17 protein-coding genes are annotated in these 17,743 nt (G+C 62.9%); 8 read left to right on the top strand and 9 right to left on the bottom strand.

From position 1 onward, the window contains the following. Positions 1–166 precede the first annotated feature (166 nt). Both ASG03_RS00660 and ASG03_RS00655 read left to right on the top strand, forming a co-directional pair. A complete protein-coding gene (locus ASG03_RS00660) occupies positions 167–904 on the top strand; it encodes a Bax inhibitor-1/YccA family protein (RefSeq protein ID WP_062691476.1) in 738 nt (245 codons plus the stop codon). 178 nt (positions 905–1,082) lie between these two features. Beyond that, positions 1,083–1,640 (top strand): GNAT family N-acetyltransferase, encoded by a 558-nt coding sequence (locus ASG03_RS00655; RefSeq protein ID WP_062691474.1) that lies wholly within the window; start codon positions 1,083–1,085, stop codon positions 1,638–1,640. A 139-nt stretch (positions 1,641–1,779) separates the two neighbouring features. Here ASG03_RS00655 and ASG03_RS00650 read toward each other — a convergent pair whose 3' ends face one another. The 3 genes from ASG03_RS00650 to acnA form a co-directional block, all read right to left on the bottom strand. Further along, positions 1,780–2,175: a DUF2794 domain-containing protein gene (locus ASG03_RS00650; RefSeq protein WP_062478103.1), complete on the bottom strand. Its 396-nt coding sequence runs from the start codon at positions 2,173–2,175 to the stop codon at positions 1,780–1,782. Positions 2,176–2,599: 424 nt separating this feature from the next. Continuing rightward, the gene (locus ASG03_RS00645; RefSeq protein WP_443216571.1) at positions 2,600–3,409 is read right to left on the bottom strand and encodes a DUF1223 domain-containing protein; all 810 of its coding nucleotides are present in this window, start codon (positions 3,407–3,409) and stop codon (positions 2,600–2,602) included. A gap of 190 nt (positions 3,410–3,599) precedes the next feature. Continuing rightward, positions 3,600–6,290: an aconitate hydratase AcnA gene (acnA, locus tag ASG03_RS00640; RefSeq protein WP_062691756.1), complete on the bottom strand. Its 2,691-nt coding sequence runs from the start codon at positions 6,288–6,290 to the stop codon at positions 3,600–3,602. Positions 6,291–6,551: 261 nt separating this feature from the next. Here acnA and ccmA point away from each other — a divergent pair, with 261 nt between their 5' ends. The 5 genes from ccmA (at position 6,552) to ASG03_RS00620 (ending at position 9,497) form a co-directional block, all read left to right on the top strand. Continuing rightward, positions 6,552–7,202, top strand: coding sequence for a heme ABC exporter ATP-binding protein CcmA (gene ccmA / locus ASG03_RS00635; RefSeq protein WP_062691472.1), 651 nt, complete (start codon positions 6,552–6,554; stop codon positions 7,200–7,202). A 49-nt stretch (positions 7,203–7,251) separates the two neighbouring features. Beyond that, entirely contained in the window at positions 7,252–7,911 is a 660-nt protein-coding gene (ccmB, locus tag ASG03_RS00630; protein WP_062477708.1) for a heme exporter protein CcmB, read from the top strand. Between the two features lie 70 nt (positions 7,912–7,981). Beyond that, positions 7,982–8,740: a heme ABC transporter permease gene (locus tag ASG03_RS00625; RefSeq protein WP_062691470.1), complete on the top strand. Its 759-nt coding sequence runs from the start codon at positions 7,982–7,984 to the stop codon at positions 8,738–8,740. Further along, positions 8,737–8,904 carry a heme exporter protein CcmD gene (ccmD, locus tag ASG03_RS20870; RefSeq protein ID WP_082475469.1) on the top strand — a complete coding sequence of 56 codons (168 nt, stop codon included), beginning with the start codon at positions 8,737–8,739 and terminating at the stop codon, positions 8,902–8,904. The genes ASG03_RS00625 and ccmD overlap by 4 nt, the downstream gene beginning before the upstream one ends. Then, a complete protein-coding gene (locus ASG03_RS00620) occupies positions 8,901–9,497 on the top strand; it encodes a DsbE family thiol:disulfide interchange protein (protein ID WP_062691468.1) in 597 nt (198 codons plus the stop codon). Before ccmD ends, ASG03_RS00620 begins: the two co-directional genes overlap by 4 nt. A gap of 69 nt (positions 9,498–9,566) precedes the next feature. Here ASG03_RS00620 and ASG03_RS00615 read toward each other — a convergent pair whose 3' ends face one another. The 6 genes from ASG03_RS00615 to ASG03_RS00590 form a co-directional block, all read right to left on the bottom strand. After that, the gene (locus tag ASG03_RS00615; protein WP_062477717.1) at positions 9,567–10,160 is read right to left on the bottom strand and encodes a DUF2585 domain-containing protein; all 594 of its coding nucleotides are present in this window, start codon (positions 10,158–10,160) and stop codon (positions 9,567–9,569) included. Continuing rightward, complete coding sequence (locus ASG03_RS00610) at positions 10,157–10,840, bottom strand: septation protein A (protein WP_062477720.1); 684 nt, start codon at positions 10,838–10,840, stop codon at positions 10,157–10,159. The genes ASG03_RS00615 and ASG03_RS00610 overlap by 4 nt, the downstream gene beginning before the upstream one ends. Positions 10,841–10,920: 80 nt before the next feature. Continuing rightward, entirely contained in the window at positions 10,921–12,300 is a 1,380-nt protein-coding gene (gene ftsY / locus ASG03_RS00605) for a signal recognition particle-docking protein FtsY (protein WP_062477723.1), read from the bottom strand. Positions 12,301–12,332: 32 nt separating this feature from the next. Beyond that, positions 12,333–13,607 carry a tRNA (N(6)-L-threonylcarbamoyladenosine(37)-C(2))-methylthiotransferase MtaB gene (gene mtaB / locus ASG03_RS00600; RefSeq protein WP_062477726.1) on the bottom strand — a complete coding sequence of 425 codons (1,275 nt, stop codon included), beginning with the start codon at positions 13,605–13,607 and terminating at the stop codon, positions 12,333–12,335. Beyond that, positions 13,604–14,515, bottom strand: coding sequence for a diaminopimelate epimerase (dapF, locus tag ASG03_RS00595; RefSeq protein ID WP_062477730.1), 912 nt, complete (start codon positions 14,513–14,515; stop codon positions 13,604–13,606). The genes mtaB and dapF overlap by 4 nt, the downstream gene beginning before the upstream one ends. Before the next feature lie 198 nt (positions 14,516–14,713). Continuing rightward, positions 14,714–15,802 (bottom strand): MBL fold metallo-hydrolase, encoded by a 1,089-nt coding sequence (locus ASG03_RS00590; RefSeq protein WP_082475468.1) that lies wholly within the window; start codon positions 15,800–15,802, stop codon positions 14,714–14,716. Positions 15,803–16,189: 387 nt separating this feature from the next. Between ASG03_RS00590 and ffh the strand changes: the two genes are divergently transcribed. Then, on the top strand, positions 16,190–17,743 hold the full coding sequence (gene ffh, locus ASG03_RS00585; RefSeq protein WP_062691751.1) for a signal recognition particle protein: 1,554 nt from the start codon (positions 16,190–16,192) through the stop codon (positions 17,741–17,743).

Genomic DNA, 17,743 nt, shown 5'->3' with positions numbered 1-17,743 from the left:
GCCCGGTAACCGTCCGAGCATTACAATCCTGTCATCCCCGTGTGCCGCTCTTGAGATATCTGTGGTTCGGCATCATATTGTCATCAGGCTAGCTGAAGCTCCACAGCGGTGCCTGGTCTGTTGAAAAGCGACCTCTCCGTCATCTGGAGCTCATATGAGGATAAGAATGTCTGATCCCAGAAACTTTCGCATGCAAACCGCTGGCGCGCGCGCTGACGCTGCTGTCGACCAGGGCCTGCGCGCTTATATGCTGCGGGTCTACAATCTCATGGCACTCGGCGTGGCCATCACCGGCGTCGCCGCGTTTCTTGCCTTCCAGTTTGCCTTTGCCGACGGTCAGCTGACCGCGTTCGGCCAGGCGATCTATCTCAGCCCTCTGAAATACGTCATCATGCTGGCGCCGTTCGGCATGGTCCTGTTCCTGAGCTTCCGGATCAACTCGATGAGTGTTTCGGCCGCGCAGACGACATTCTGGGTCTACGCCGCGCTCATGGGCCTGTCTCTGTCGTCGATCATGCTGATCTACACGGGACAGAGCATCGTGCGCACGTTCTTCGTGACCGCGGCTTCCTTCGGGGCATTGTCGCTCTACGGGTACACGACGAAACGTAGCCTGTCGGCCATGGGTTCGTTCCTGGTCATGGGCCTGTTCGGCCTGATCATCGCCTCGATCGTCAACATCTTCTTCGTGTCGTCTGCCCTGCAGTTCGCCATTTCGGTCATCGGCGTGCTGATCTTCGCCGGTCTGACCGCTTACGATACGCAGCGCATCAAGGAAATGTACTTCGAAAGCGACGGCTTCGAGGCTGCTGGCCGCAAGGCGATCATGGGCGCGCTCACGCTCTATCTCGACTTCGTGAACCTGTTCCTCTTCATGCTGCGGTTCCTCGGCAACCGCAACTGAGGATAAGCGGTCTCTCACACGGACTTTGGAAAGGCGGCTTCGGCCGCCTTTTTCGTCTCGCAGGCTTTGCTTGAAGCACAAGCTGCGAACATTCCGTCTGCTCCCTTGATCGGGCCGGGGGAATATGGAAGGACGGTGGGACGTCTAAGACCCCTTTGCCGTTTTCGAGATTGCTCCCATGCCCTTCACGCTGCGCGATGCCACCCTTGCCGATATCCCTGCAATTACGGACATCTACAGTGAATCGGTGCGCAACGGCGTCGCCACCTACGAGATCGCCGTTCCGGATCAGGCGGAGATGACAACGCGCTTTTCCACGATTACAGGCAACAGCTATCCCTATATCGTTGCGGAAGACACGGACGGAACCGTCATCGGCTATGCCTACGCTTCCGCGTTCCGCACGCGCAGTGCCTATCGGTTCCTGGTCGAGGACTCGATCTATCTTGCGCCGCAAGCCCGTGGGCAAGGCGTTGGAAAAGCTCTCCTCACCGAACTGATTGCGCGCTGCACCGACCTCGGATTTCGTCAGATGGTGGCCGTCATCGGCGGTGCGCATCCAGCTTCCATCGCGGTCCACCGGTCCACCGGCTTTGTCGATTGCGGCACGATGAAGGGGAGCGGCTTCAAGTTTGGTCGCTGGCTCGACACCACATTCATGCAACTGGCGCTCGGCGATGGCCTCGAAACGGTCCCTGCCGACGGCGTCTATCCGGATACCCTCTACGCCGGCTGACTGCATCTCTAAAGTGCGTTGCGTGAAAGAGGATTCACGCAACGCGCTTTTAGGTCTTGTTTTGATGCATGTCGTTCCCGAAACCGCTGCACCCTTTCAGGTGACATGCCTCAGGAGACAATGCAGATCTGCCGAGGGTTCAGCTCTTCACGACCTTCAGCAGCTTGTCGAAGACCTTGAGAACTTGCGGCAGCTCATGCCCGCGTTTCAGGATCATACCGTGGGTATTGACCACGGCATAAGCTCCCTGCTTGGCGGCAAGCTTCGGCACCTTTTCCACCCGGTAAAGCGGCATTTCGCCGGATCTCTTGAAGACGGAGAAGACCGCCTTGTCGCGCATATGGTCCAGCGCGTAGTCCCGCCACTCGCCTTCTCCGACCATGCGGCCATACACCCAGAGAATCTGGTCGAGCTCTCTGCGATGAAACGTTACGGGAAGCGGGTCTTTGACGTGGCGGTACTCATTGAGATCGACGACCACGTTTTCCGATGGCGCAAGAGCCTGGCGGCCTTGCAAATCCGTCTGATCGGTCATGCACATCCGGCCTTTTGTTATGACAGAACGGTAACAGTTTGCCCGAGTGCGGCTGAAAATCAAGCCGGAATGGCAGCGCGGCGCGCGGAACCATCTCTATCGTAGCGACAGCTTTATTGTGCATTGCCGCATTGCGGCCAAAGAGGCGCCCGAATTACACGGTTAAACTCGTCGGCCGCTGCTGCTTCGATTTGCGAAGCGCGGCGTGTGTCCCGACCGGTCGAACGCGTATCTTGTTTCCCCGGTCCGGTCTCTGTGCTGCCGTGCCGACCTTCGGCAAGGGTAGCCACAGATGGTCACGTCGGGATCGGCCTTAGGCCGGTGCCGCCTGACCTCCCGGTCCGGTGCTATCGAAACCCTCAGCCCCCAGCCCTCGATATGCCGGACCGGGTACTTCACTGGCCGACGCTGCGGCCTTTGAAGACTATTGCGAGGCCATCAGGGTGGCCGCACCGACAATAGCGCCAGGCGTTTCCGCGTCTTTCATCCGCTGCAGAAGGACGGCGCAGCCACTGTCCTTTTCCTGGTCGAGCACGGAGGCAGGCAGGACGAAACGCGCGGACTTGCCGTCCCACATGCCGATCGTCTGAATGTCGCGCACCGCGTGCCAGTAGGACATCATCTTGCCGCCGTTCTCGCCCTTTTCCACGTTCACCACCTTCTGGCGGTTGAAATAGACGATGACGACGTTGGCCTTACCGTCGCCTTCCCCGATCGAGATGTCGATCTCGTCGTTCTTGCGTTCCGCCGAAATCGGCACCTTCATGCCCTCATTGGCCCCGCTCAGCGCCATCAGTCGTCCCTTGATGCCGGAGAGGTTGGCACCATTGACCTGGTCGCGACCATTCAGAACGGCTTGGGGCGTGTAGACGCCGTTGCGGCCGAACATCTTGGCATAGGCATACTGGCGCGCTGTGTTTTCCTTTGATGCAAGCGTGTCCGCCCAGCCGAGATAGTTCCAGTAATCCACGTGATAGGAGAGGGCGACGATCGACCCGTCGTCGATCAGATGCTTCAGAGCCGCGTCCGCCGGAGGACAGGAAGCGCAGCCCTGACTCGTGAAGAGTTCAACCACGCCCTCAGGCTGCTTGACATCCAACCCGCCGGTTGCCTGTCTCGCCTGCGTCGTTTCTGCCATCGCGTGTTGTTGTGCGTCCTGCGCTGCCGCTGGAAAAGCCGCCAGCGCAAACAGGCTGCCAATCAGGCTTCGACGAAACATCTGGGAGATGGGCATGCAGGTTCCACTTCGGGCAGAGTCCAATTCGGGCAGGATTGCGGCAGCCGGAAACCGGTTCTTCATACGCCGCGACGTCCTCAACACAAAGTCACGTTGGAGTGAAATTTCGATAACGAGAGGGGTGGGCCAAACATGCAGAAGGCCGGAACGAGGTTCCGGCCTTCGCGATTTTCCAGCTCTCGCTGCCTCAGGCTGCGAGGTCGCGCAGAACCGTCTGGAGAATGCCGCCATTGTTCATGTAGGTGACTTCGTCCAGCGTATCGATACGGCAGATCAGCGGGATGTTCTTCACCGTGCCGTCAGCATAGGTGATCACGGCCGTTCTCTTCTCGCGCGGCTGGACATTCGTCAGGCCCTCGATGGTGACGATCTCGTCGCCCTTCAGGTTGAGCGAAGCCCAGGTGGTCCCCGCCTCGAAGACGAAGGGGACGACGCCCATTCCGACGAGGTTGGAGCGATGGATGCGCTCGAAGCTCTCGGCGATGACCGCCTTGACGCCGAGCAGGTTGGTACCCTTGGCCGCCCAGTCGCGTGAGGAGCCGTTGCCATATTCGCCACCGGCGAAGATGACGAGCGGGACACCCTCTTCCTTGTACTGCATGGCCGCGTCGTAGATCGACATCTCTTCCTTCGACGGATAGTGGAACGTGTAGCCACCTTCCTTGCCGTTCGGGCCGAGCATGTGGTTGCGGATCCGGATGTTGGCGAAGGTGCCGCGCATCATCACTTCATGGTTACCGCGGCGCGTGCCGTACTGGTTGAAGTCGGCAACGCCGACGCCATGGCCCGTGAGGTAAGCACCAGCCGGCGACGCTGCCTTGATCGAACCAGCCGGAGAGATGTGGTCGGTCGTGATCTTGTCGCCGAAGAGGCCGAGAATGCGTGCGCCTTTGATGTCAGAGATGCCGGAGCCCGATTTGCCCATGCCCACAAAGTAAGGCGGGTTCTGCACATAGGTCGAATCATCGTCCCAGGCATAGGTCTGGCCCGCAGGAACCTGAACGCCCTGCCAGTTGACGTCGCCCTTGAACACGTCGGCATACTTGCTCTCGTAGAGCTCGCGCGTCACGTATTTCAGGATGAATTCCTGGATCTCGTGCGAGGTCGGCCAGATATCCTTGAGGAAGACCGGCTGACCGTCCGAACCCGTGCCGAGCGGCTCGGTCGTCAGGTCCTTCTGGACCGAACCGGCGAGCGCGTAGGCGACGACCAGCGGCGGCGAGGCCAGGTAGTTCGCCTGAACGTCCGGCGAGATCCGGCCTTCGAAGTTGCGGTTGCCCGAGAGGACGCCGGCCGTGATCAGGCCCTTGTCGTTGATGGTCTTGGAGATCGGTGCCGGCAGCGGACCGGAATTGCCGATGCAGGTCGTGCAGCCGAAGCCGACGAGGTTGAAGCCGAGAGCATCGAGGTCCTTCTGGAGACCCGATTTCTCGAGATATTCGCCGACGACCTGTGATCCCGGAGCAAGCGAGGTCTTGACCCACGGCGCGCTTTTCAGGCCCTTGGCGACCGCGTTGCGGGCAAGAAGGCCGGCAGCGATCAGAACGGACGGATTCGACGTGTTGGTGCAGGAGGTGATGGCGGCGATCGCCACGTCACCGTGCCCGAGGTCGTAATCCGTACCTTCCACCGGGTAGCGGTTCTCCAGCTGGCCGGGCTTCTTGTAGTCCGCTTCAAGCGACGTGGCAAAGCCGGGCGCGATGCCTTCGAGCGGAATGCGGCCTTCGGGGCGCTTCGGGCCGGCCATGGAGGGCACGACATCGCCGAGGTCGAGTTCCAGCGTATCGGTGAAGACGAGCTCCGCACCGTCGCCGTTGCGCCACATGCCCTGCGCCTTGGAATAGGCTTCCACCAGGGCAATCCGGTCCGTGGTGCGGCCGGACATGGTCAGGTAGTTGATGGTTTCGCCATCGACCGGGAAGAAGCCGCACGTCGCGCCATATTCCGGACCCATGTTGCCGATGGTGGCACGGTCGGCAAGCGACATCGAGTCGAGGCCGGGGCCGAAGAACTCGACGAACTTCGACACCACGCCCTTTTTGCGCAGCATCTGGACGACGGTCAGCACGAGGTCGGTGGCGGTCACGCCTTCCTTCACCTTGCCGGTGAGCCTAAAGCCGATGACTTCCGGCAGAAGCATGGAAACCGGCTGGCCGAGCATCGCCGCTTCCGCTTCGATGCCGCCGACGCCCCAGCCGAGAACGCCGAGGCCGTTGATCATCGTGGTGTGGCTGTCCGTGCCGACGCAGGTGTCGGGATAGGCGACCGTTTCGCCGTCCTCTTCCCTGGTCCAGACCGTCTGGCCGAGATATTCGAGATTGACCTGATGACAGATGCCGGTGCCGGGGGGGACGACACGGAAGTTCTTGAAAGCCTGCTGCCCCCATTTGAGGAAGCGATAGCGCTCGCCGTTGCGCTCGTATTCGAGCTCGACGTTGCGGGCGAAGGCGTTCGGCGTGCCGAATTCGTCAACGATGACGGAGTGATCGATGACCAGATCGACGGGCACCAACGGGTTGATCTTTTCGGGATCACCACCGAGTGCCACCATGGCGTCGCGCATGGCTGCGAGATCGACCACGGCCGGAACGCCGGTGAAGTCCTGCATCAGCACGCGGGCCGGGCGGTAGGCAATTTCGTTTTCAGCTGTGCCCTTGTCGTTAAGCCAAGCTGCGATGTTCTGGATGTCCTGCTTGGTGACGGACCGGCCGTCTTCGTTGCGCAGCAGGTTTTCCAGCAGCACCTTCATCGAATACGGCAGCCGGGAGATGCCGGCGAGACCATTCTCTTCCGCCTTCGGCAGGCTGAAGTAGACGTAGTCTGTGCCGTTGACCGACAGGGTCGAACGACAATTGAAGCTGTCTAGGGACTTGGACACTTGGATACCCCGTTCCGTCTGATCGCCATAAACTGACGTGCGAACGCCCGAGCGCCTGAAGGCGCAGATTGGGATGCGGGTACGGTCATTTCCGCTGTCCGCACGTGGAAAATCTTCCATGTTCGGCGCTAGGATGAAATTCACGCCGACCGCTGGCGTGTTGGGCGGGTTATAGATAATTTCGCCAAAACGTGCCAGATCGAACGCTGTCAATTCGAGACAATTTTTTTCAATGCGACCAACGTCGTAAAAGGACGATGAATGCCATTTCGCCTGCGTGTGGACGGGCTGGGCGCGAGCCGCGGCGAAGACCCGATCTTCCGGGACATCTCGCTGATTCTGGACGCTGGTGGTGCGTTGCTGGTTACCGGTCGGAACGGCACCGGAAAATCCACCTTCCTGCGAACGCTTGCAGGTCTTCACCCGGCTGACAGCGGCACGATCGTCATCGAGGACGGGGGCGACGCGACCGCACCCCCGCGCGAATCACTGCATTATCTCGGCCACCGTAACGCCATGAAACGCGACCTGACCGTCGAGGAAAATCTCTTGTTCTGGTCGCGACTGACCAAGACGGCCGGTGACACGGTGGGGCGCCTCGACGCCACGGACGGGACCGTCGAAGCTCTCGAGACGGTCGGTCTTGGTGGTCTCGGCCATCTCCCGTTCGGCTATCTCTCCGCCGGACAGCAGCGTCGCGCCGCTCTTGCCCGCCTGCTTGTCGCGCATCGCCCGGTCTGGCTCATGGACGAACCGACCGCGGCACTCGATACGGCGAGCGAGCGCATGGTGGAGGCTCTGATCGCCGGACATCGGTCCATCGGCGGCATCGTCATCGCTGCCACGCACCAGGCTCTCGATATCCCCGGCGCGCAGACATTGACCATGGCGGGTTTCGCGGTGACGGCATGAGGATCGCGCGCCGCCATCCAGGGACCGCAACTTTACCCGGATGCCACCGATGATGGCTCTCTACTTTCGCGATCTCAAGCTTGCGACGCGGGCTGGCGGTGGCGCGCTGACCGGCATTCTGTTCTTCATGGCCGTGGTTGCGGTCGTGCCGTTCGGACTGGGGCCGGATCTGAAGCTTCTGGCGCGGGTGGGCCCGGCGATGTTGTGGATCGGCGCGCTGCTGGCCTCGCTGCTCGGGCTCGAGCGCCTCTTTCAGGCCGAGCGTGAGGATGGGTCGCTCGATGTGATGCTGATGCAGGACACGCCGCTGGTGTTCACCGTCTTCATCAAGTGCCTGGCCCATTGGACTGCGTCCGGCCTGCCTCTGGTTCTCGTCACGCCGCTGCTCGGCCTTTTCCTCAACATGGAACCGAGAGCGATCGGCGCGACGATGCTGACGCTGCTTGCGGGGACGCCGGCGATCACGCTGATTGGCGCGATGGGTGCCGCCGTTGCCGTCGCCCTGCCGCGCGGAGGACTTCTCGTGTCCATCCTGGTTCTGCCGCTCGTCGTCCCCGTGCTGATCTTCGGTGTCAGCGCTGCCTATGCCGCAGTCGAAGATCCTGCACCCTTCCTGCCGCCGTTTCTCATCCTCACCGCCATCACCCTGTTCTTCGCCGTCATCGGTCCAACGGCGGCCGCCGTCGCCCTGCGAGCCGCTTCGGAATGACGCAAAGATGACCAGTCCAGGCGTTGCGAGGTTCATTGAAGAGGCTTTGCGAACTTGGTAGAGAGAACGAATGCGTGACCGAAGCCTTGCTATTCGCAGCTTTACCGACCTTGCCAATCCGACGCGCTTCATCGCGCTGGCCGGACGGCTGCTGCCATGGCTTGCCGGCCTGACCGCGCTGCTGTTTGCCATAGGCCTGACTCTCTGCTTCACCACCGCGGCCGACTATCAGCAGGGCGAAACCGTGCGGATCATGTATATCCATGTTCCCGCGGCCTGGTTGTCGATGATGGGATATTCGGTCATGGCGGCATCGGCACTCGGCACCCTCGTCTGGCGCCATCCGCTGGCCGACGTCGCGGCGAAATGTGCTGCGCCGATCGGCGCCGGCTTCACGGCGCTGGCCCTGGTCACTGGTTCGCTCTGGGGCAAGCCGATGTGGGGGACGTGGTGGGTCTGGGACGCGCGGCTGACCTCCGTCTTCATCCTGTTCCTGATGTATCTCGGCCTGATCGCGCTCAACCGCGCCATGGACGACGCTGGTCGGGCCGCAAAGGTCTCGGCCGTTCTGATCCTTGTCGGATTCGTCAACATTCCGATCATCAAATTCTCCGTCGACTGGTGGAACACGCTGCATCAGCCGGCCAGCGTGTTGCGCCTCGGCGGTTCAGCGATCGATCCTGAGTTTCTGCGTCCGCTTCTCGTGATGGCGCTCGCCTTTACCTGCCTGTTCTTCACGCTTCATCTTGCGGCCATGCGCACGGAGATCTGGCGGCGGCGGATCGCGGCCATGCGTCGGCAAGCGGCACGGAGCGCGGCCTCCGCATGAGCGCGCATCTAGCCTATGTCGCGGCAAGCTATGCAGCTGCTCTGCTTGTGATCGCAGGTCTTGTCGTCTGGGTCGTCCTCGACGCGCGTGCGCGTCACCGCGAACTCAAGGCCCTGGAAGAAGCGGGCATTCGCCGACGTTCCCAGGGTGGAGGTACGGTGTGAGCGCGGGGCCGGAACGCCGCGGCTTGGCAAAGGGACGGATCGCGCTTGCGCTCCTGCCGCTGACCGTTTTCGCCTGCCTGGCCGCGATCTTCTGGAGTCAGCTCGATTCCGGACGGGATATCAGCGAGATCCCGTCGGCCTTGATCGGGACGAAGGCGCCGTCACTTGAGCTTCCGCCACTGGAAGGTGCAACGCTCAAGGATGCCCCCATGCCTGCGCTGACGGACGCGGCGATCAAGGGCAAGTTGACGCTCGTCAACGTCTGGGCGTCGTGGTGCGTCCCCTGCCGTGCGGAAAATCCGATCATTCTTGCTCTGGCGAAGGATCCGCGCCTTCAGGTTGTTGGCATCAACTACAAGGACCAGACGGACAATGCGCTCCAATTTCTCCAAGAGCTCGGCAATCCCTTTTCCGCACTCGGCGTCGATCCGCGTGGCCGGGCTGCGATCGATTGGGGTGTCTACGGTATCCCCGAGTCCTATCTGGTCGCTCCCGACGGCACGATTCTCTACAAACGCGTCGGCCCGTTCGACGACCGCAGCCTGAGCGAAGGTCTGATGCCGGCAATCGAGAAGGCGTTGGCCGGCTCCTAGAGCTTTGCTGCCTGTGTCGTTCGTCTGTGTCGTCCGACGCCAGGCGATCCCGTTTCAATTGGAAATCGTCTAAAGCGCGCCCTGCCACGCCTTCACCGCGTCGATCGGCCAGACGAGCATCAGGACGTTGAGCGTCAGGTTGTCGCGGATCAGCCAGCCTGTGAAGAGTTCGAAAACAATCGCGATGGCAATCGTCACGGTGACGGGCAGGCGGGCGGCAAGCAGAAAACCGAGGCCCATGAAGACGGTGTCCATGGCCGAATTCAGCACGCTGTCGCCGATATAGTTGAGCGAGACGGTCGCGGAGCGATAGCGCTCGATGACGAGGGGCGAGTTTTCGAGCAGCTCCCAGCCGGCCTCGATCAGTGTCGCGACGAACAGCCGGGCCGTTCGCGGCTTTCTGGGAGACAGCCAGCGGGTCAGCGCATAGAACAGGAAGCCGTGGATGATGTGGGACGGCGTGTACCAGTCGGCCAGGTGCTGGGAGTTGCCGGGACTGTTGACGACCGGCTCGAACAGCTTCACGAAGCCGCAGGTGCAGATCGGCGTGCGGCCCATGACGAGCTCCACCGCCACCTGCAGTGCCAGCACGGCAAGGCAGGCGCCGATCCAGAGAAGGGTGCGGGGGCGTGGCGACGTCTCAACGGGGGGAACGACCGTCATGGCTTGCCGGACGCCGGGTCGACCGAGTGCCGCAGGATGAGCGGCATCTGCGCCATGGTGAAGAGGATGGTGATCGGCATGGTGCCCCAGACTTTGAACGCCACCCAGAAATCATCGGCCGCCTGGGCGTCGGGCGCATACCACACGGCCGCGCCGCGCCAGACACCTTCATTGAGCACGGCCAGAAACAGGAAAAAGATGCCCCAGCGCAAGGTCAGCTTGCGCCAGCCGTCGGCATCGAGCTGGAAGGCCGCATTGAAGACATGGCCAAGCAGCGATTTTCCAAACACCAGCCCGCCCAGCAGAACGGCTCCGAACAGCGTGTTGACGATCGTCGGCTTCATCTTGATGAAGGTGTCGTTCTGAAGCCAGATCGACAACGAGCCGAACACCACGACGACGATGCCCGAGACAAAGGGCATGACAGGGAGATGGCCGAGCACAATCTTCGACACGAGCAAAGAAATGACCGTTGCCGCCATGAAGAGGCCGGTGGCGATGAACAGCGGCCCTCCGAGTTCGGTAAGGACAGGAAAGGTTGCAGCGAGCCAGGGTCCGCGCAGGTTGGCAAAGAAGAAGACCAGGAGAGGGCCGAGTTCCAGCGCGAGCTTGAGGCCCGGATGGTGACGCTCGGCCGGGGTCGGCGTGACGTCGGTGTCTACGGGCCGTTGGGTCTTCATCGTCTCTGCCTTGTGGTCTTCTGGTAAGGTGCGTGTGATGTGGCCGCAGACGGCGGCGGAATTTCGGCGGGGAAGGGTGTCTACTCCGCAATCCCGGCGATCGCCTCGGCGAAATCCTGGGCCTCGAAAGGCTCGAGATCGTCGATGCCTTCACCGACGCCGATGAAATAGACCGGCAGCTTGTGCTTGGCGGAAATGGCGACGAGGATGCCGCCGCGCGCGGTCCCGTCGAGCTTGGTCATGATGAGGCCATTGACCCCGGCGACGTTGCGGAAGATCTCGACCTGGTTGAGCGCATTCTGCCCGGTGGTGGCGTCCAGCGTCTGCAACACCGTGTGCGGCGCGTCCGGATCGAGCTTGCCGAGCACGCGGACGATTTTTTCGAGCTCGGCCATCAGTTCGGTGCGGTTCTGCAGGCGGCCGGCGGTGTCGATGATCAGCACGTCGCTCTTCTGGCGGCGTGCCTCTTCGAATGCCTCGTAGGCAAGGCCCGCTGCATCCGCGCCGAGCTTGGACGAGACGATGTGGCTGTTCGTCCGCTCCGCCCAGATCTTCAGCTGCTCGATGGCGGCGGCGCGGAAGGTGTCGCCGGCGGCGAGCATCACTTTCAGACCCGCCCCGGAAAGTTTTGCCGCAAGCTTGCCGATGGTCGTCGTCTTGCCGGTGCCGTTGACGCCGACGACGAGGATCACGTGCGGGCGGTGGTTGAGGTCGAGCTGGAGAGGCTTGGCGACGGGGGTCAGGACCTTGGTGATCTCGTTGGCCATGATGCGCGAGACATCTGCGCCGGACACATCGCGACCATAACGTTCGGACGCAAGCGTGTCGGTTATGCGAAGGGCGGTCTCGACGCCAAGGTCGGCCTGGATCAGGAGGTCTTCGAGCTCCTCGAGCGTTGCGTCGTCCAGCTTGCGCTTGGTGAACAGCGCGGTGATCTGGCCGGTCAGCTGCGAAGAGGTGCGCGACAGGCCGGCGCGCAGGCGTTGGAACCAGGTCAGACGCTCCGTCTCCAGTGCTGCTTCCGGTTCGGGTGCCGGACCCGTGGCAAAGCCTGCAGGCAGGACCGCGATGTCGCGCGGACGGTCGATGTCGGCGGTCGGGCTCTCACCCGGGGGGAGTTCTGCTTCCGCTTCGAGCAGCGAGAGCGGCACGACGCCGAGATCGCCGATATCCTCGACGGGCGGAAGCGGCAGGAGCGCCTCCTCGACAGGTTGTCCGTCGTCTTCCGGGGCGCCGTCATCGTCCGAAGGACCGCCGCCTGTAGCGAACTCCTCCGCCAGAACCGGATCTTCAGCAACAGGAAGAGCGTCGTCGATAGCCGGGTCGGTCGGTTGGAGCGCTTTGGCGTCCGCGGTGACCGGTGTTGCTGTTTCCGGAGGCTCGTCCGGGGATCGCGCGGCGGGCGCTTCCGGCGGCACCTGGTCGAATGTGAAGACCCTTTTGAGGAAGTCGAACGCCATCTTAAATCCTAAAACCTGCGGAGCCGCTCATATCACGCGGCCTGTCTTTCGGCGGTGTCGATGGAGAGGTTCTTGCCATCGTGGCCCGTGATCGTCGTTGCGACCAGCGTGCGGGGCTCGAGCCCTGGGGTCGCGACGCGGGTGAAGTTTTCCGTATGGCCAGTGCCATTGCTCTCGACCAGCACAGTCTGTTGGGTGCCGACCATGGACGCCAGATGGTTGCGTGCCAGCTTCTCGCCGATCGCCCGCAGGCGCGACGCGCGCTCGCGGATCACGGGAGCAGCGAGTTGCGGCATGCGGGCGGCGGGCGTGCCTTCGCGCGGACTGTAGGGGAAGACGTGCAGGCTCGCTATCCCCGCCTCTTCGGCCAGCGTTCCTGCGGCGTCGAACATGTCGTCCGTCTCCGTCGGAAAGCCGGCGATCATGTCGGCACCGAACGCGATGCCCGGTCGCAGGCGCCGTGCCTCGTGGATGAAGGCGAGCGCGTCGGCGCGCGAATGCCGCCGCTTCATCCGTTTGAGGATCATGTCGTCGCCATGCTGCAGCGACAGATGCAGATGCGGCATGAATCGCGGTTCGTCGGCGATGAGGTCGATCAGATGCCGGTCGGCCTCGATGCTGTCGATGGAAGAAAGGCGCAGGCGGACAAGCTCCGGCACCTGTTTCAGAAGCGTCTTGGCGAGCAGGCCGAGCGTCGGGGTGCCGGGCAGATCGCCGCCATAGCTGGTCGCATCGACGCCGGTGAGCACGATTTCACGGTAACCATTCTCGACCAGCATGCGGGCCTGGTCGACGACGGCGCCCATCGGCACCGAGCGGGAATTGCCGCGACCGTAGGGGATGATGCAGAAGGTGCAGCGATGGTCGCAGCCGTTCTGCACCTGCACGAAGGCACGCACATGGCCCTCGATCATCCGCACCATCTGCGGTGCGGTGGCCCGCACGCTCATGATGTCGTTGACGCGCAGCTTCTCTTCGCGCCCGACGCCGAAATCCGGCAAGGCACGATAGGCGCTGCTTTCCAGCTTTTCCGCGTTGCCGAGAACGGCATCCACTTCCGGCATCGCAGCAAAGGTGCCGGCCTCCGTCTGGGCGGCGCATCCTGTCACAATGATGCGGGCATCCGGATGTTCGCGCCGGGCGCGGCGGATCGCCTTGCGCGCCTGGCGGACGGCCTCGCCGGTGACCGCGCAGGTGTTCACCAGAACGGCGTTGTTCAAGCCCGCCTTTTCCGCTGCGCCGCGCATGACTTCGGACTCATACGTGTTCAGGCGACAGCCGAATGTGATGATCTCGACGCCGCTCACCGGGGCTGCGCTCCGGTGTCCGCAGCGGGGTCGCGCGTGAAGGTGCCGGTCAGAGGATCGACGCGGCCGGACCATTCCCAGGTGGCCGGCCCTGTCATCACGACGTGATCGTCGCGTTCGCGCCAATCAATGGTCAGCACGCCGGGCGGCACGGCACTGGCGACCGTCACCGACACCTTGCGCCCGGTGCGTCCCGTGCGGGCCCCGCTGACGGCTGCTGCGCAGGCGGCAGAGCCGCAGGCAAGCGTCAGTCCTGCGCCACGCTCCCACGTGCGCGTGGTCATGTCGGTCTTGGACCTCACCTGCGCCAGCGTAATGTTGGCGCGCTCGGGAAACATCGGGTGATTTTCCAGCAAAGGGCCGAAACGCGCGAGATCGTAGGACATGACGTCACGGTCCACCCAGAAGATTGCATGCGGGTTGCCCATCGACATGACGGAGGGCGAATGCAGCACCGGATCATCGATCGGGCCGATCTGCAGTTCGATACGGCTCGTGTCGTGAAAATCCTCCGCAAGGGGGATCCGGTCCCATTCGAACACCGGCTTGCCCATGTCGACGGAAATCGTGCCATCGGCATGTTCCTCGGCATTGAGAATGCCGGCGACGGTATGGAAGGTGAAGCTCTTGCGGCCGGTTTCCGCCGCCAGAGCCTGGACCACGCAGCGGGTTCCGTTGCCACAGGCCTGCGCCTTCGTGCCGTCGGAGTTCAGGATGTCGATCCAGGCATCGGTTCCCGACGCTTTCGGATCATGGATGGCCATGATCTGGTCGAACCGTGTCTGCGGGTCTGCATTGAGTGTGATCGCGGCTGCGGACGTGACGGTGTCGCTCCGGCCGCGCATGTCCACGACGAGGATGGCGTTGCCAAGCCCGTTCATCCTTGCGAATTCGACCGTCGTATCCATACTTGTCCATATCTTGCGCAACGCCATGCGAGAGGGCGTATATGGCGGAAATAACCCCGGATTACCAGAGGGCCGGCAGGGCCAGGAAGGCCGGCAGGGCCGAGGCAATGCCGCTTACGGCCTACGGCAAGACCCTCACCGATCTGGCAGCGGAGTTCGCACGGGGTGTCGTGCCGGCTGCTACCGGCATGCCGGTCGTCAGGCGGGGTTCCTTTGCTGGGGTACGTCGAAGACCCCGCCGGCGTGGAGGGCGTGCACGCGGGCAGGATCGACGCCGTGTTTCGCAAGCGCTGCGGCCAGCGCTTTCTCCGGCGCGTCCATCGCCTCGTCGGTCAGCTGGATGGTCGCGAAATGATGGCCGACGGCATAGGACGCATTTGCCAGTAGCATGCCCTCGATTGCCTCGTCCGGGTTTTGGTGCTGACCCTGCATGAACCATCGCGGCTCGTAAGCGCCGATCGGGAGGATGGCGAGACGGAAGCTGCCATATCGCGCTCCCGCCGCGCGATAGTTGATGCCATCGTGAAACCCGGTGTCGCCGATATGATAGATTCGACCGGCGGGCGTCGAAAGGACGAAAGCCGCCCAGAGCGCTTTTCGTCGATCGCCAATGCCGCGCGCCGACCAGTGATGGGCGGGCTCGCAGTGGATCGAGACGCCGTTCCGGACATCGAAGCCGTCGCCCCAGTCCATGAGGACGACGTGCGCATTCGGTGCGACCTTGCGGATGAACACGTCGTTGCCCAGGGGAGTGACGAATGTGGGGTTGTGGGCTTTCGCGAGGCTCGCGATCGTTGGCTGGTCGAGATGGTCGTAATGGTTGTGGCTGATCAGGACGATATCGATGCGCGGAAGATCCTCGAGCCGGATCCCGGGCGGCGAGACGCGACGCGGACCGGCAAAGGAAACGGGGCTTGCGCGCTCCGACCAGACGGGATCGGTGAGAATGTTGAGCCCGGCGACCTGGATGAGCATGGAGGCGTGGCCGACCATGGTGACGCGCAGGTTCTGCCCGGTGATTTCCGCGTCCGGCTTGACGATGGTTGCGCGCGGATCGGGCGCGTCCGGCCAGGTTGCCCGCTGCCCGTTGAACCGCCAGCGCAAAAGGTCGCCAAAACCGTTGGGCTCGACGCCGCCGGGATTGAAGAAGCGCGTCCCGTCGAAATGGTCGCTGACGGGGCCTTTGTAGTAGCGATTGGCGGCCATGCTGCTCCTTGCGGTGATGCTGCCGGACAAAGCGATGAAAGCGCCGGCGAGTGACCATTTGAAGAATGTGCGGCGTTTCATGCACGTCCCCGTGAGTGAGCGGTGGCTTGCGACGGCGGGTTTCACGCTCGTGCGTTGTGCACCGTGCTGACGAGGATGATGGCGGCTTTTTCTCCCCGGCGCCATCGGAAAGCGTCGACATGCGCGTCAGGGCATCGATCGGTCGTAGGGCGCGCACATGCGGCAAGCCTTGACTTTCCGGGGCGTTTGCTGTTTACCGCGCTTCATCTGCGACGAGATACGACTCCGAGCCGCCGACCGGGACCCTTTCAAAGGTATAAACGATCCCGGAGGTCAACACCCGACAGCGCGATGCGCCCTCGGGTGCCGTTCGGCTTTGCGTCTTGTTTCAAAACGACCCGGAACCCACGTTTGCGGCCCATGCTCGCAGACGAAAAGGAAGAGCCGATGTTTGAAAGCCTCCAGGACCGCCTTGGTTTAATCCTCAACGGATTGACGGGACGCGGTGCGCTGTCGGAAGCCGACGTTTCGGCTGCCCTGCGCGAGGTTCGCCGCGCACTGCTGGAAGCCGACGTCGCGCTGGAAGTCGTGCGGTCGTTTACTGATCGCGTGCGCGCGAAGGCCGTAGGCGCCGAAGTCTTGAAATCGATCAAGCCGGGACAGATGGTCGTCAAGATCGTCCACGACGAGCTGGTCGAGATGTTGGGCGCCACTGGCGTTTCCATCGATCTCAATGCGCCCGCGCCCGTCGTCATCATGATGGTTGGCCTGCAGGGCTCGGGCAAGACAACGACATCGGGCAAGATCGCCCACCGGCTGAACACGCGCGAGAAGAAGAAGGTCCTGATGGCCTCGCTCGACACGCGTCGTCCGGCCGCCCAGGAGCAGTTGCGCCAGCTCGGTGTACAGGCCGGCATCGACACGCTGCCGGTCATCGCCGGGCAGTCGCCGACCGATATCGCCGCCCGTGCCGTGCAGGCCGCCAAGCTCGGCGGCCATGACGTCGTGATTCTCGATACTGCGGGCCGCACGCATATCGACGAGCCGCTGATGATCGAGATGGCCGAGATCAAGCGGCGCTCGAACCCGCATGAGATCCTGCTGGTCGCGGACGCGCTGACCGGTCAGGACGCCGTCAACCTTGCGCGCAACTTCGACGAACGCGTCGGCATCACCGGCCTTGTGCTGACCCGCATGGACGGCGACGGCCGCGGCGGTGCGGCGCTGTCGATGCGTGCCGTGACCGGCAAGCCGATCAAGCTGATCGGCGTGGGCGAAAAGATGTCGGAGCTCGACGAGTTCCATCCGCGCCGGGTCGCCGACCGCATCCTCGGCATGGGCGACATCGTCAGCCTCGTCGAGAAGGCGGCCGAAAACATCGATGCCGAGAAGGCGGCGGCCATGGCCGCCAAGATGAAGTCGGGCAAGTTCGATCTCAACGATCTCGCCGACCAGCTGTCCCAGATGCAGAAGATGGGCGGCATGGGCGGCATCATGGGCATGATGCCCGGCATGTCCGGCATGAAGGACAAGATGGCGGCGGCGGGTCTCGACGACCGCATGTTCAAGCGACAGATGGCCATCATCTCGTCCATGACCAAGGCTGAGCGCGCCAACCCGGATCTCCTCAAGCATTCCCGCAAGAAGCGTATCGCGGCCGGTTCCGGCACCGATGCGTCCGACATCAACAAGCTGCTGAAGATGCACCGCCAGATGGCCGACATGATGAAGGCGATGGGCGGCAAGAAGGGTGGCGGCATGATGAAGCAGATGATGGGCGGCCTTGCTGGAAAGATGGGGCTTGGCGGAATGGGCGGCATGCCCGACCTCTCGAGTCTCGATCCGAAGCAGCTCGAAGCCCTTCAGAAGCAGGCGGAGGCGTCCGGCCTTGGCAAGGGCATGCCCGGCGGCATGGGCGGGCTTCCGGGTCTCGGCGGCGGCAAGCTGCCCGGTCTTGGTGGCGGCTTCCCGGGCCTTCCGGGCCTGCCGAAGAAGAAGTGA

It is taken from the genome of Rhizobium sp. Leaf341 (genome assembly GCF_001424325.1).
In the GTDB taxonomy this organism is placed as follows: domain Bacteria; phylum Pseudomonadota; class Alphaproteobacteria; order Rhizobiales; family Rhizobiaceae; genus Ferranicluibacter.
This window is presented reverse-complemented; position numbering and strand designations above follow the sequence as displayed.

Coding starts and splice junctions, on each gene's coding strand:
- ccmB (WP_062477708.1), top strand. CDS start 7,252: ATGATGGCTCTCTACTTTCGCGATCTCAAGCTTGCGACGCGGGCTGGC.
- ASG03_RS00660 (WP_062691476.1), top strand. CDS start 167: ATGTCTGATCCCAGAAACTTTCGCATGCAAACCGCTGGCGCGCGCGCT.
- ASG03_RS00590 (WP_082475468.1), bottom strand. CDS start 15,802: ATGAAACGCCGCACATTCTTCAAATGGTCACTCGCCGGCGCTTTCATC.
- ASG03_RS00610 (WP_062477720.1), bottom strand. CDS start 10,840: ATGAAGACCCAACGGCCCGTAGACACCGACGTCACGCCGACCCCGGCC.
- ftsY (WP_062477723.1), bottom strand. CDS start 12,300: ATGGCGTTCGACTTCCTCAAAAGGGTCTTCACATTCGACCAGGTGCCG.
- dapF (WP_062477730.1), bottom strand. CDS start 14,515: ATGGATACGACGGTCGAATTCGCAAGGATGAACGGGCTTGGCAACGCC.
- ASG03_RS00625 (WP_062691470.1), top strand. CDS start 7,982: ATGCGTGACCGAAGCCTTGCTATTCGCAGCTTTACCGACCTTGCCAAT.
- ccmA (WP_062691472.1), top strand. CDS start 6,552: ATGCCATTTCGCCTGCGTGTGGACGGGCTGGGCGCGAGCCGCGGCGAA.
- ccmD (WP_082475469.1), top strand. CDS start 8,737: ATGAGCGCGCATCTAGCCTATGTCGCGGCAAGCTATGCAGCTGCTCTG.
- ASG03_RS00615 (WP_062477717.1), bottom strand. CDS start 10,160: ATGACGGTCGTTCCCCCCGTTGAGACGTCGCCACGCCCCCGCACCCTT.
- ffh (WP_062691751.1), top strand. CDS start 16,190: ATGTTTGAAAGCCTCCAGGACCGCCTTGGTTTAATCCTCAACGGATTG.
- ASG03_RS00650 (WP_062478103.1), bottom strand. CDS start 2,175: ATGACCGATCAGACGGATTTGCAAGGCCGCCAGGCTCTTGCGCCATCG.
- ASG03_RS00645 (WP_443216571.1), bottom strand. CDS start 3,409: ATGCCCATCTCCCAGATGTTTCGTCGAAGCCTGATTGGCAGCCTGTTT.
- ASG03_RS00655 (WP_062691474.1), top strand. CDS start 1,083: ATGCCCTTCACGCTGCGCGATGCCACCCTTGCCGATATCCCTGCAATT.